This is a genomic window from Streptomyces sp. HD (genome assembly GCF_028369295.1).
Classification (GTDB): domain Bacteria; phylum Actinomycetota; class Actinomycetes; order Streptomycetales; family Streptomycetaceae; genus Streptomyces.
This window is the reverse complement of record NZ_JAQMYP010000035.1, coordinates 66,281-79,810: the sequence shown is the minus strand read 5'-3', so window position 1 is coordinate 79,810 and position 13,530 is coordinate 66,281. Positions and strand designations below refer to the sequence as shown.

Annotated in this window: 12 protein-coding genes; 4 read left to right on the top strand and 8 right to left on the bottom strand. The window is 69.1% G+C overall.

Annotation, left to right across the window (positions count from 1 at the left end; genetic code table 11):
* Positions 1-172 precede the first annotated feature (172 nt).
* The 3 genes from pta to pyk all read left to right on the top strand — a co-directional run bounded on the left by pta (position 173) and on the right by pyk (position 5,025).
* Complete coding sequence (pta, locus tag POF73_RS29945) at positions 173-2,275, top strand: phosphate acetyltransferase (RefSeq protein ID WP_272121694.1); 2,103 nt, start codon at positions 173-175, stop codon at positions 2,273-2,275.
* Entirely contained in the window at positions 2,272-3,480 is a 1,209-nt protein-coding gene (locus POF73_RS29940; protein ID WP_272121692.1) for an acetate kinase, read from the top strand. Before pta ends, POF73_RS29940 begins: the two co-directional genes overlap by 4 nt.
* A 114-nt stretch (positions 3,481-3,594) precedes the next feature.
* Positions 3,595-5,025 (top strand): pyruvate kinase, encoded by a 1,431-nt coding sequence (pyk, locus tag POF73_RS29935; protein WP_272121690.1) that lies wholly within the window; start codon positions 3,595-3,597, stop codon positions 5,023-5,025.
* A gap of 106 nt (positions 5,026-5,131) precedes the next feature.
* Here pyk and POF73_RS29930 read toward each other — a convergent pair whose 3' ends face one another.
* From POF73_RS29930 to POF73_RS29915, 4 genes are all read right to left on the bottom strand, one after another.
* Entirely contained in the window at positions 5,132-6,529 is a 1,398-nt protein-coding gene (locus POF73_RS29930) for a hypothetical protein (RefSeq protein WP_272121688.1), read from the bottom strand.
* Positions 6,519-7,118: a DUF6114 domain-containing protein gene (locus POF73_RS29925; protein ID WP_272121686.1), complete on the bottom strand. Its 600-nt coding sequence runs from the start codon at positions 7,116-7,118 to the stop codon at positions 6,519-6,521. The genes POF73_RS29930 and POF73_RS29925 overlap by 11 nt, the downstream gene beginning before the upstream one ends.
* Positions 7,119-7,256: 138 nt before the next feature.
* Entirely contained in the window at positions 7,257-7,895 is a 639-nt protein-coding gene (locus POF73_RS29920) for a DUF6230 family protein (protein WP_272121684.1), read from the bottom strand.
* 662 nt (positions 7,896-8,557) lie between these two features.
* Positions 8,558-9,532 (bottom strand): tetratricopeptide repeat protein, encoded by a 975-nt coding sequence (locus POF73_RS29915; RefSeq protein WP_272121682.1) that lies wholly within the window; start codon positions 9,530-9,532, stop codon positions 8,558-8,560.
* A 211-nt stretch (positions 9,533-9,743) separates the two neighbouring features.
* On the opposite strand from POF73_RS29915, the gene POF73_RS29910 reads away from it, so the two are divergent.
* Positions 9,744-10,379, top strand: coding sequence for a TetR/AcrR family transcriptional regulator (locus POF73_RS29910; protein WP_272121680.1), 636 nt, complete (start codon positions 9,744-9,746; stop codon positions 10,377-10,379).
* A 19-nt stretch (positions 10,380-10,398) separates the two neighbouring features.
* On the opposite strand, the gene POF73_RS29905 is transcribed toward POF73_RS29910, so the two are convergent.
* The 4 genes from POF73_RS29905 to POF73_RS29890 all read right to left on the bottom strand — a co-directional run bounded on the left by POF73_RS29905 (position 10,399) and on the right by POF73_RS29890 (position 13,526).
* Positions 10,399-12,150, bottom strand: a complete 1,752-nt coding sequence (locus POF73_RS29905; RefSeq protein WP_272121678.1) for an acyl-CoA mutase large subunit family protein — start codon at positions 12,148-12,150, stop codon at positions 10,399-10,401.
* Between the two features lie 74 nt (positions 12,151-12,224).
* Positions 12,225-12,557 (bottom strand): DUF3817 domain-containing protein, encoded by a 333-nt coding sequence (locus tag POF73_RS29900; protein WP_272121676.1) that lies wholly within the window; start codon positions 12,555-12,557, stop codon positions 12,225-12,227.
* Positions 12,558-12,623: 66 nt separating this feature from the next.
* Complete coding sequence (locus POF73_RS29895) at positions 12,624-13,133, bottom strand: MarR family winged helix-turn-helix transcriptional regulator (protein ID WP_272121674.1); 510 nt, start codon at positions 13,131-13,133, stop codon at positions 12,624-12,626.
* A gap of 87 nt (positions 13,134-13,220) precedes the next feature.
* Positions 13,221-13,526 carry an antibiotic biosynthesis monooxygenase family protein gene (locus tag POF73_RS29890; RefSeq protein ID WP_272121672.1) on the bottom strand — a complete coding sequence of 102 codons (306 nt, stop codon included), beginning with the start codon at positions 13,524-13,526 and terminating at the stop codon, positions 13,221-13,223.
* Positions 13,527-13,530: the final 4 nt, after the last annotated feature.

Here is a 13,530-nt window from a genome sequence, read left to right as displayed (position 1 = left end):
TGAGCCAATCCGATTGTTTCATGTCCGCGAGGGCGGTGTCGCTCCCCTACTGACGGGCGCCTTATCCACAGCCAAGGGTATTGTCAAGAGGGTTTCGCTCACCTCACTGGGCGATTTTGCGACCCCGGTGACGGACGACAGACGACGGACGAAGAGGAAAGGGAGAGCACGCGTGACGCGCAGCGTGTACGTGACCGGAATCGACCGAGGTGACGGCCGGCAGGTCGTCGAACTGGGGGTCATGGAGCTCCTGACCCGGCAGGTCGACCGGGTGGGGGTGTTCCGGCCGCTGGTGCACCACAGTCCCGACCGGCTGTTCGAGCTGCTGCGTGCCCGCTACCGCCTGTCCCAGGACCCGGCGACGGTCTACGGCATGGACTACCACGAGGCGTCCGCCCTGCAGGCCGAGCGCGGCACCGACGAGCTGGTGGCCACGCTCGTCGACCGGTTCCATGTCGTGGCCCGCGACTACGACGTCGTCCTCGTCCTCGGCACCGACTACGCCGACACCCAGCTCCCGGACGAGCTGTCCCTCAACGCCCGGCTCGCCAACGAGTTCGGCGCGTCCGTGATACCCGTCGTGGGCGGCCGGGGGCAGACCGCCGAGTCCGTGCTCGCCGAGACCCGCAACGCCTATCGCGCCTACGACGGTCTGGGCTGCGACGTGCTCGCCATGGTCACCAACCGGGTCGCCCGGGAGGACCGGGACGAGATCGCCGAGCGGCTCGGGTCGCGGCTGCCGGTGCCCTGTTACGTCGTCCCGGACGATCCCGCTCTCGCCGCGCCGACCGTGTCGCAGATCGCCCAGTCGCTCGACGCGAAGGTCCTCCTCGGCGACGACTCGGGGCTCGCGCGCGACGCCCTCGGCTTCGTCTTCGGCGGCGCCATGCTGCCGAACTTCCTGACCGCCCTGACCCCGGGCTGCCTGGTCGTCACCCCGGGCGACCGCGCCGACCTGGTCGTCGGCTCGCTGGCCGCGCACAGCGCCGGCACCCCGCCGATCGCCGGTGTCCTGCTCACCCTGGACGAGCGCCCCGGCGACGAGATCCTCACCCTCGCCGCCCGCCTCGCCCCGGGCACCCCGGTGCTGTCGGTGCCCGGCTACAGCTTCCCCACCGCCGAGCAACTCTTCTCCCTGGAGGGTAAGTTGAGCGCGGTCACCCCGCGCAAGGCGGAGACGGCGCTCGGCCTGTTCGAGCGGTACGTCGACACCGGGGACCTGCTGGGGCGGGTCTCGGCGCCGAGCAACGACCGGGTCACGCCGATGATGTTCGAGCACAAGCTGCTGGAGCAGGCCCGCTCCACCATGCGCCGCATCGTGCTGCCCGAGGGCACCGAGCCGCGTGTCCTGCACGCCGCGGAGGTGCTGCTGCGGCGCCGGGTGTGCGACCTGACCCTGCTCGGGCCCGAGGACCAGATCCGCAAGAAGGCCGCCGACCTCGGTATCGACCTGGCCGGCTGCGACCTGATCGACCCGGCCACCAGCGAGCTGCGCGACTCCTTCGCCGAGAAGTACGCCCGGTTCCGCGCCCACAAGGGGGTCACCGTCGAGCTGGCGTACGACGTCGTCAGCGATGTGAACTACTTCGGCACGCTGATGGTGCAGGAGGGGCTGGCCGACGGCATGGTGTCGGGGTCCGTCCACTCGACGGCCGCGACCATCCGGCCCGCCTTCGAGATCATCAAGACCCGGCCGGACGCCGGCATCGTGTCGTCCGTCTTCTTCATGTGCCTCGCCGACAAGGTCCTCGTCTACGGCGACTGCGCGGTGAACCCCGACCCGAACGCCGAGCAGTTGGCCGACATCGCCATCCAGTCGGCCGCGACCGCCGAGGGGTTCGGCGTGGAGCCGCGGATCGCGATGCTGTCGTACTCGACGGGTACGTCCGGTTCGGGCGCCGACGTCGACAAGGTGCGCGAGGCGACCGAGCTGGTGCGGCAGCGGCGGCCCGACCTGAAGATCGAGGGGCCCATCCAGTACGACGCCGCCGTCGAGCCGTCCGTGGCCGCGACCAAGCTGCCGGGATCCGAAGTGGCCGGGCAGGCAACGGTTTTGATCTTCCCTGACCTCAATACAGGTAACAACACCTACAAGGCCGTGCAGCGTTCGGCCGGCGCGATCGCCGTCGGTCCGGTGCTGCAGGGTCTGCGCAAGCCGGTCAACGACCTGTCCCGGGGCGCCCTCGTCCAGGACATCGTCACGACCGTCGCCATCACGGCGATCCAGGCCCAGTCCCCCGCCCTGTCCCTCCACGAGAAGGCCACCGCCCAGTGAGCTCGTCCCGCGTCCTCGTCCTCAACTCCGGTTCCTCGTCGGTGAAGTACCAGCTGCTCGACATGCGTGACAGCAGCCGGCTGGCCGTGGGCCTCGTCGAGCGCATCGGCGAGGAGACCTCCCGGCTCAAGCACACCCCGCTGGCGAGCGGCGGCGAGGTGCGCGAGTGGACGGGGCCGATAGCGGACCACGAGGCCGCCCTGAAGGCCGTGTCGGCGGAGCTCGCCAAGGACGGCCTCGGCCTGGACTCGCCCGAGCTGGCCGCGATCGGCCACCGGGTGGTGCACGGCGGCAAGCACTTCACCGAGCCGACCGTCATCGACGGCGCCGTGCTCGCCGAGATCGAGCGGCTCATCCCGGTCGCCCCGCTGCACAACCCGGCCAACCTCACCGGCATCCGCACCGCCCAGCGGCTGCGCCCGGACCTGCCCCAGGTCGCCGTCTTCGACACCGCGTTCCACACGACGATGCCGGAGTCGGCCGCCCGCTACGCGATCGACGTCGAGACCGCCGACCGGCACCGAATACGCCGGTACGGCTTCCACGGCACCTCGCACGCGTACGTCTCCCGGGCCACCGCGCAGCTGCTCGGCAAGGCACCCGAGGACGTGAACGTCATCGTGCTGCACCTCGGCAACGGCGCGTCCGCGTCCGCCGTACGGGGCGGCCGTTGCGTGGACACCTCCATGGGGCTGACGCCCTTGGAGGGGCTCGTGATGGGTACGCGCTCCGGTGACATGGACCCGGCCGTCATCTTCCATTTGATGCGAGTTGGCGGAATGTCCACGGACGAGATCGACACTCTTCTCAACAAGAGGAGCGGGCTGATCGGGCTGTGCGGTGACAACGACATGCGGGAGATCCGCCGCCGGATCGACGAGGGTGATCAGCAGGCCGCTCTCGCCTTCGACATCTACATTCACCGGCTGAAGAAGTACATCGGCGCCTATTACGCGGTGCTGGGCAAGGTGGACGCGATCGCGTTCACCGCCGGGGTCGGTGAGAACGCGGCGCCGGTCCGGGAGGCCGCCGTGGCGGGCCTGGCGGAGCTGGGGCCGGTGGTGGACGCCGAGCTGAACGCCGTACGGAGCGACGAGCCGCGGCTGATCTCGCCCGCGCACGCACGTGTGGCCGTGGCCGTGGTGCCCACGGATGAAGAACTGGAAATCGCGACACAAACCTACGCACTGGTCGGGCCGCATTGATATGCGGCTCCGCCGAGCGGACGCCCGAGTAACACGGCTGAGCAATACACGGCTCATTTGTATCTTCCGCCAGACGGAATATTCCGCGGCGAAACAAACCGATAGGATCGTCCCATGCGCCGTTCGAAAATCGTTTGTACTCTCGGCCCCGCGGTCGACTCCCATGAACAGCTCGTCTCGCTGATCGAGGCGGGCATGAATGTGGCCCGCTTCAACTTCAGCCACGGCACGCACGAAGACCACCAGGGGCGGTACGAGCGCCTCCGGTCCGCCGCCGCGGAGACCGGCCGGGCCATCGGTGTGCTCGCCGACCTCCAGGGCCCGAAGATCCGTCTGGAGACCTTCGCCGAGGGGCCGGTCGAGCTGGAGCGCGGTGACGAGTTCGTCATCACGACCGAGGACGTCCCGGGCGACAAGCAGATCTGCGGGACGACCTACAAGGGCCTGCCCGGTGACGTCGCCAAGGGCGACCAGATCCTCATCAACGACGGCAACGTCGAGCTGAAGGTCCTGGACGTCGAGGGCCCGCGGGTGAAGACGATCGTCATCGAGGGCGGTGTCGTCTCCGACCACAAGGGCATCAACCTGCCCGGCGCGGCCGTGAACGTGCCGGCGCTGTCCGAGAAGGACGTCGAGGACCTGCGGTTCGCGCTGCGCATGGGCTGCGACATGGTCGCGCTGTCCTTCGTCCGGGACGCCCACGACGTGCAGGACGTCCACAAGGTGATGGACGAGGAGGGCCGCCGCGTCCCCGTCATCGCCAAGGTGGAGAAGCCGCAGGCCGTGGCGAACATGGAGGACGTCGTGATGGCGTTCGACGCCGTGATGGTCGCCCGTGGTGACCTCGCCGTCGAATACCCGCTCGAAAAGGTCCCGATGGTGCAGAAGCGGCTCATCGAGCTGTGCCGTCGCAACGCCAAGCCGGTGATCGTGGCGACCCAGATGATGGAGTCGATGATCACCAACTCCCGTCCGACCCGCGCCGAGGCCTCCGACGTGGCCAACGCGATCCTGGACGGCGCCGACGCGGTCATGCTGTCCGCCGAGTCGAGCGTGGGCGCGTACCCGATCGAGACCGTCAGGACGATGTCGAAGATCGTCGCCGCGGCCGAGCAGGAGCTGCTGTCCAAGGGCCTGCAGCCGCTCGTGCCGGGCAAGAAGCCCCGCACGCAGGGTGGTTCGGTGGCCCGCGCGGCCTGCGAGATCGCCGACTTCCTCGGCGGCAAGGGCCTGGTCGCCTTCACCCAGTCCGGCGACACCGCCCGCCGGCTGTGCCGCTATCGCGCCGCCCAGCCGATCGTCGCGTTCACCACGGACGAGTCCACGCGCAACCAGATGACGCTCAGCTGGGGCGTCGAGCCGCACGTGGTGCCGTTCGTGAACAGCACCGACGAGATGGTCGACCTGGTGGACCAGGAGATCGTCAAGCTCGGTCTGTTCAACGAGGGCGACATCGTGGTCATCACAGCCGGTTCCCCGCCCGGAGTCCCCGGCACCACCAACATGGTCCGCGTCCACCACCTCGGCGGCGGCGCACGGGACTGACCGCCGAGAGCCGCCGAGAAGGCTCCTGTACGGCGCTGAGGGCGCCCCCTTGGAAAAAGGGGGCGCCCTCGGCGTGTGCGGCTCCCGAACGGGCTTGTGGGGTTGTTCAGTCGGTCGTGAACACGTGCATGCCGGGCACGTGCAGAGTGCCACCGAACTGACCGGCCTGCACGACCTTCACCTTCGTGAAGTAGATCAGCGGGATGTTCAGCGGCGGCGGGTGCTCCGGGTCGAACGTGATCGGGATCAGGCCGAGCAGGTTCCCCGAGATGCTCTCGGTGTACATCACCGTCTTGCCGTCGCGGATGGTGGAGGTCGAGCCCCCGGCCGCCTGCACGTGGTAGGTCTTGCCGGACTGCTTGTCCTTCACCGTCTGGTGCAGGTCGCCGATGTCGGTGCCGTCGGAGATGACGTACTTCAGCACCTTCTTCTTGGTGCCGTTGGCCGTCTTCACCTCGACTATGCCCTGGTAGTCCGCGCCCTTCAGCAGCAGCGAGCTGGCATCCAGGTACCAGGGGTCGTCCGCCACCGGCACCTTGTTGTCGACGCCGCTCTCGTCGTCGGTGGCGGCCGGGCAGTCCTCGGCGTCCGTGCCGGTGCTCGCGGAGGGGCTGGGCGTGGCGGTGGCCTCGCCTGCCGCCTCCTTGACCGCCTCGGTGGTGTCCTTGGCCGCCTCGGTCGCCTTGTCGGTGGTGTCCTCGACGGTGTCCTTCACCGTGTCGGTGACCTTGTCGGTGGTCTCCTTGACGGTGTCGCCCGCGCCGGAGGCCTCCTCGCCGGAGTCGGAGGATCCGGAGGACGCCTCCTCACTCGCGCTCGCGGAGGGCGACGGCGTCGGGCTCGCGCTCTCCTCGGAGCCGGCGCCGCCCGTGAAGATGCCGGTGATGGCGTCGCCGATGTCCTCCAGCAGGTTGCCGCCGCTCTCGGACGGCGAGGGGGACGGCGTGGCCGTGTCGCCGGACTGGGCCTCGCTCGACTTGCTCGGGGACGGCTCCGGCGTGGGCTCGGCCGCCTCGTCGGAACCTGAATCCGACGAGGCGGAGTCACCGGCGGAACCCGACGAGCCCGCGTCGTCCGAGGAGTCCGAGGAACCGGAGTCCGAGGAGTCCTGGCCGGCCGAGGCCGACGGCGTCGGCTCAGGCTTGTCGTCCTGGTCCGTGGAGTCACCGGCGCTCGACGAGGGCGACGGCGAGGCCGAACCGTCCTCGGCGTCCTTGAGCGCCGCCACACAGTCCTTGTACTGGTCGGCGTACTCGTCGTACTCGTCCGCGGTCAGGCTGTTGGACGTCAGCTTCGCGGAGTCGTTGCTGTCGGCCTGCGCGAGCGTCGGCGTGAAACCCATTCCCATGAGGACCGCGGTGGGCATCGCCGCCAGGGCTATCGCCTTGCCGGCGGGCATGTGGAACCTGGTGAACAGCGGCTTCTTGGGTGCCGCATGGCGCGGCCCGGTTCTCACACGGGACTTGTCCACTTCAGTCCCGTGGGTCACCTCGTCAGCCGGCACTGTGCCTCCCGTTCGCCCCGTTCGCCGGGCTCGTTCCTGACAGATCGTTCTCCCCCAGTGCCTTAAAGGCCTGGGAGGTGCCCCCATTGCCCAACTCGTCGCGAACCGGCTGGAGGACCGTGGTGTCGGGGTCCAGGCCCTCGGAATCGCCGCCCGTGCCCGTCGACTGGTGCTGCGCCGGCTCGTGCTCCGACGACGCGCCCGGGGCCCACGCCACGGCCATCGCCCCGCCGATGAGGGCGAAGAGGAAGCCGATGAGGAAGCCACCGATGTTGGACAGCGGGATGGACACCAGCCCCAGCAGGATCGCCGCGATCCCCGCGAAGGTGCGGACGTGCCTCTGGAACCAGAGGGTGAAGCCCAGGACGACGAGCAGCACACCGATGATCAGGGAGCTGGAGCCCCCCGCGGTCTGCATCGCCAGCGTCAGGTGCCCGATCTGGAGGTTCGCGTACGGGAAGTAGGCGATGGGGAGTCCGCCGAGCATGACGAACAGACCGGCCCAGAACGGCCTCGTACCCCGCCAGGCGCGGAACTGCAGCCTCCGGCGGGTGAACTGGCCGGGTACGGCAGGAGTCTCGGCGCTCATGGAAAACAGCTCCCTGGTACGGCGTTGCTGTGGTGATGGTGCGGTGGTGAGTTGGTGAGCGTGTGACCGCTTGTGAAGAAAGCGGCGGAGTGTGGACGGGCGGGGGCGCCATCGGCTCCCCCGCCCGTCAGAGAGTGCTTAGTAGCACTCCTTGACACCCGTCGACAGCGACATCTTCAGACCGCTGAGCTTGAAGGTTCCGGCAGTGGTGGCCCACGCCGTCTGCTTCACGCCGACCAGCGTGGCCTTGTCGGCCTGCTGGGCGAACCCGAAGGGGTTGGACTGCTCGCCGCCGCCCTTCATGCCCGGACCCTTGCTGGCGTCCTTGGCAGCCACACCGATGTCGATGTTCTCGAACGTGGCGTCGGCCTCAAGGTCGGCCACGTCGATGTACAGGTTCTTGGCCTCGACCGGCTTGTTCGGGTCTTCACCCGCCCGCAGGATCAGGCTGACACTCCCGAGGATCGGGATGTCGGGGGTGACCACGGACTGGCACAGGCTGTTGATCGTCGCGGTCTTGAACCCCGAGACGGCGACGGGGTGAACCGTCTTCTTGCCGGAGAGCGTGTAGCCCTCGTCAAGAGCGCCGTACTGCGAGAAACCGTTACCGACGAGCTTGTCGGTCGTGACCTTGAACGACTGGCCGGAGACACTGAACGACGCGGCGAGAGCGCCCTGCGCGAGGGCGACACCTATCGCAGCCGTAGCGGCGACGCTGGGCACCATCACCACAGCGAACCGCTTCCATCTGGTCCCGCCACGCACCTGGGACTCCATATTTCCTCCTTCTCGGACGTACATCTCCTGGCCCTGGCTGCCACTGTCGGCTCGACGGCTCAGCCGGGCAGGGATGGGAGAAGTGCTACGTCCTCGGGAAGGAGAGCGCCCGAACTCGGAGGCACAACCGCGCCCGAATCACCGGCGATCACCCCCGAGCGACAACCACTGGTCGCGCCTGACACGCATCACGCACAACCTTGCTGGACAGGCTTCACCGGTTTGGGTGAAGACCCCCCTGCCCAAGAGCCGGCGCCACTGCCGCCGACTCTGCTCGGTGGGGACCCAGGAACTCCCGTGACCCGACCGGCTGTCGGGGTGCGGAAATGGACCGAGCGTGGCCGATCGTGGTGCATTCTCGCCGCCCGCACAAGGGGCTTCGTTACTCAGTAGTAACGGCCGGATAACCGAACAACGACCCGCAGGTCTCGGACAGCGACACAGGGTGCTGTCCAGCGACCGGACAAATCCAGGAATCAACGGACAGTCTCTGACAGACCGAAGTCCGTGACTTACCCCAAGTAACTGCGGCCGCGATTACCAAGATTTGGTAAAGCGCGGCCGCAGTGACGCTCCGTCGGCAAATCCTTCACTCGGGCAACACGTGCCCTCGCGTTTAGTGACTGGTCAGAACGGGGCTCCCGCCCCGCTCCCGGACCCGGTCAGAACAGCGCACGAGCCAACGCCCTGCGCGCCGCCGCCACCCGCGGATCCTCGGCGCCGACGACCTCGAACAGCTCAAGCAGCCGAAGCCGTACGGTGTCCCGCTCGTCACCCACCGTGCGCTGCACGGTCTCGATGAGTCGCCCGAAAGCGTCCTCGACATGGCCGCCCACCAGATCCAGGTCGGCGGCGGCGATCTGCGCCCGCGCGTCGGCGGGCTTCTCGGCGGCCTCCTTGCGCACCTGCTGCGGGTCGGCACCCTGCACCCGCTGGAGCAACTCGGCCTGGGCGAGCCCGAGTTTGGCCTCCGAGTTCGCCGGGTCCTCGTTCAGTACGTTCTTGTACGCCTGGACCGCACCGCCCAAGTCGCCCGCGTCCAGGGCCTGTACGGCGGCTTCGAGCAGCGCGTCGTAGGGACCGGCCGGCACTGCCGGAGCGGGCCGGCTGCCCGCCTCGGCGTCGGGGTCGACGGTGAGGCCGGTGAGACCGAAGCGCTGCTCGGCTACGGCGACGAGCTGGTCGAGCGTCTCGCGGATCTGCGCCTCGCCGGCCGCCCCCTGGAAGAGCGGCAGCGCCTGCCCGGCGACGACGGCGAACACGGCGGGGATGCCCTGCACGCCGAACTGCTGCATCAGCATCTGGTTGGCGTCGACGTCGATCTTGGCGAGCAGGAACCGGCCGCTGTACTCGACGGCGAGCCGCTCCAGCAGCGGGCTCAGCTGCTTGCAGGGCTCGCACCACTCGGCCCAGAAGTCGATGACGACGGGCACCTCGGTGGACCGCTGAAGGACCTCGTGCTCGAACCCGGCCTCATCGACGTCGATGACGAGATCCGCGGGCGAGACCGCGCCGGGGGCCCCGCCCTGCCGGGCGGCCTCGGCGCGCGCCTGCTCCGCCTTCGCCTTGGCCTCCTGGGCCGCCTTCACCGCGGCGAGGTCGACGACTCCGCTCATGGACATGTTCCGTGGCTGCATGCGTCTATCCTCCCCCGTTCGGCGCGCACTGTGAAAAGCGGTGAGAAAGCCGGGCCTGCCCGGCACTGTTCGACGCCGGGTCCCCACCCCACGTCAGTGGTCGTCGCTTTCGCTACGAGTCGTAGCGTAATGGCATCGGGGTCCGCCGGAACACCACCAACCCGTGATCTCCCTCACGACCACACAGGAACCCCCCGGATATGGTCAGGGGATGCAGAGCCGCACCGCCGCCGCCCGTCCGGGACGCCCGCGCAGTGCCGCCGCGGACGCCGCGATCCTGGCCGCGACGCGGGAGGCGCTGGTCGAGCTGGGCTGGTCCAAGCTCACCCTGGGAGACGTGGCCACGCGCGCCGGGGTTGCAAAGACGACGCTCTATCGTCGCTGGGCCGGCAAGCACGAGCTGGTGGTCGACGCGGTGGCCGAGCTCTTCGACGAACTCCGGCTGCCCGACCTGGGCAGTCTCGCCGCCGACATCGAGGGCGCCGTACTCCAGTTCGCGGCGATCCTGGCCCGGCCCGAGGCGAAAAGTGGCCTGATGGCGGTGGTGGCGGAGTCGACCCGGGACGACGCCCTGCGCGAACGCATCCGCACGTCGATCGTCGAACGCCAGAAACGCCTCGTCCTGGAGGGCCGCGCCCGCGCCCAGGACCGCGGCGAACTCCCCCCGGAGACCGACCCCGCCGAGTCCGCCCGCACGGTCGACCTCATCTTCGACATGGTGGCCGGTGCGGTGGTCCACCGCACCCTGGTGAGCGGCCACCCGGCGGACGAGGAGTGGGTGCACGGCTTCACCCGGGTACTGCTCCTCGGACTGGGGGGAGCGGCCGCGGAGTCCGCCGAGGACTGACGGTCCGCCCCCGGGCGCCTCAGAAGCCCGCCGGCTCGGTGTACACCCCCCACTCGCCCCGCAGTACGTCGCAGATCTCACCGAGGGTCGCCTCGGCCCGTACGGCGTCGAGCATCGGCTCGATCATGTTGCGGCCTCCATCGGCGGCTTCGCCGCGGCCGGTACGGGCGGCGGTCAGCATGGCGTCCAGGGCGGTGCGTACCGCGGTGTCGTCGCGGGACGCCCTGCGCGCGGCCAGCAGTCGGACCTGCTCGCGCTCCACCTCGTGGCTGACGCGGAGGATCTCCAGGTCGCCGGTGACGGAGCCGGTGTGGACGTTGACGCCGACGACCCGGTTCGCGCCCTTCTCCAGCGACTGCTGGTAGCGGAACGCCGACTCGGCGATCTCCCCGGTGAACCAGCCGTCCTCGATGCCGCGCAGGATCCCGGAGGTGACCGGCCCGATCGGGTGCTGCCCGTCGGGGTGTGCCCGCAGGCCCCGCTCCTTTATCTGCTCGAAGATCTTCTCGGCGTCGGCCTCGATCCGGTCGGTCAGTTGCTCGACGTACCAGGAACCGCCCAGCGGGTCGGCCACGTTGGCCACCCCGGTCTCCTCCATGAGGACCTGCTGGGTGCGCAGGGCGATCTCGGCGGCCTGTTCGGACGGGAGCGCGAGGGTCTCGTCGAGGGCGTTGGTGTGCAGCGAGTTGGTCCCGCCGAGCACGGCGGCCAGCGCCTCCACGGCCGTACGGACGACGTTGTTGTACGGCTGCTGGGCGGTCAGCGAGACGCCCGCGGTCTGGGTGTGGAAGCGCAGCCACTGGGCCTTGTCGGTCCGCGCGCCGTACACGTCCCGCATCCAGCGCGCCCAGATCCGGCGGGCGGCGCGGAACTTGGCGATCTCCTCGAAGAAATCGATGTGCGCGTCGAAGAAGAAGGACAGGCCGGGGGCGAACACGTCGACGTCCAGTCCGCGCGACAGGCCCAGCTCGACGTAGCCGAAGCCGTCCGCCAGCGTGTACGCCAGCTCCTGTGCGGCCGTCGCGCCGGCCTCGCGGATGTGGTAGCCGGAGACGGACAGCGGCTTGTAGGCGGGGATGCCGGCCGCGCAGTACTCCATGAGGTCGCCGATGAGGCGAAGGTGCGGCTCGGGCCGGAAGAGCCACTCCTTCTGGGCGATGTACTCCTTGAAGATGTCGGTCTGCAGCGTGCCGTTGAGCACGGACGGGTCGACGCCCTGCCGCTCGGCGGCCACCAGGTACATGCAGAAGACGGGCACGGCCGGTCCGCTGATGGTCATGGACGTCGTCACGTCACCCAGCGGGATACCGCTGAACAGGGCCTCCATGTCGGCGGCCGAGTCGACGGCGACCCCGCAGTGCCCGACCTCGCCCAGTGAGCGCGGGTCGTCGGAGTCGCGGCCCATCAGCGTCGGCATGTCGAAGGCGACCGAGAGACCGCCTCCGCCGTGGCGGAGGATCATCTTGTACCGCTCGTTGGTCTGCTCGGCGTTCCCGAACCCGGCGAACTGCCGGATGGTCCACGTCCGCCCGCGGTAGCCCGTCGGATACAGCCCGCGTGTGTAGGGGTACTCCCCGGGCCAGCCGATCCGCTCGAAGCCCTCGTACCTGTCCCCGGGCCGGGGCCCGTACACCGGCTCCACCGGATCCCCGGAAAGCGTGGTGCGTGTCCAATTCCGGGGCTCCGCCCCGGTGGCACTGTCGCGCTTGCGCGCGGCATCGTACCGGGCCTGCCAGCGACGGCGGCCCTCCTCGATGGCGTCAGCGTCCATGCCCCGAATTTTACTAGGACGTCCTAGTAAGCGTCGATGGGAAACCGCCGCACGCAGCCGTACGGCGGTGAGGGTCAGGCCTTGGCGACGGCCGGGGCGGGCTCGCCGATCAGGGGCTCGACCGTGCGGGTGACCCTGCGCTCGACGAAGAACGCGGCGAACGGGATCGTCCCGGAGAGCAGCACCCACAGCAGCTTGCCGAACGGCCACTTGGCCTTGGAGCCGAGGTCGAAGGCGAAGACCAGGTAGATGATGTAGAGGAAGCCGTGGACCTGCGAGACGGCGAAGGTGAGGTCCTCGCCCGTGTCGAAGCCGTACTTGAACACCATGCAGGTGCACAGCACGAGCAGCATGACGGCGGTGACGTAGGCCATCACCCGGTAGCGAGTCAGGACGCTCTTCTTCATGCGTACGAGCGTAACCACCCGTTCCGGGAGATCTTGCCCCGGGCCCCGGCTCGCCGTTGCCCGAGGTCAGCTCTCCTCGAAGTCGTGTGCCGCCACCCGCAGCGGGCGCAGCATCGCGAAGATCTCCGCGCACTCCTCGGCGTCGTAGGCCCCGAGTCCGAAGTCCATCGCCATCAGGTCGCTGGTGGCCGCCTCGACGACCTCGCGGCCCTTGTCGGTGATGGAGGCGAGCGTGCCGCGCCCGTCGTTGGGGTTGGGCCGCTTGTCGACCAGGCCCGACCTGACCAGCCGGTCCACGGTGTTCGTCACCGACGTCGGGTGCACCATCAGGCGTTCGCCGATCTTGGACATCGGCAGTTCGCCGGCCTTGGAGAAGTTGAGCAGCACCAGGGCCTCGTAGCGCGCGAACGTCAGCCCGTACGGCTTGACCACCGCGTCGACCTCGGCGAGCAGGATCTGGTGTGCGCGCATGATCGAGGTGATGGCGGCCATGGACGGCACGCTGCCCCAGCGCTGCTTCCAGAGTTCGTCGGCGCGGGCGATGGGATCGAAGGGAAGACTGAGCGGCTTCGGCACGGAACCGACACTACCGGCCGGTCACATGCTGGTCAGCCCCGTCTCGCCTTTCGGTCCATCGCCCTACGACGATCTGCTTTTCCGGCGCTATGTGCCCGCCGTCTCCCTGACCTGGAAGACCGCCGTCCACCGCTCGTCGTGCAGACAGGCGTTCATCGGCTCGACCAGGGTCCGGTGGTCCGGGTCGGTCCGCCACTGCTGGACGGACTCCAGGCTGTCCCACTCGCTGGTGAGCAGCCACTGGGCGGGGTTGTCGAGGGAGCGGCACAGTTGTTCGCCGAGGTGGCCGGGGAAGTTCAGGGCGCGGTCGCGCACGCCCTGGTAGGACTCCACGAAGTCCGCCTCCCAGCCGTCCCGGACGTGGAGCAGCCGGATGACGCGTACGCGTTCCATGACG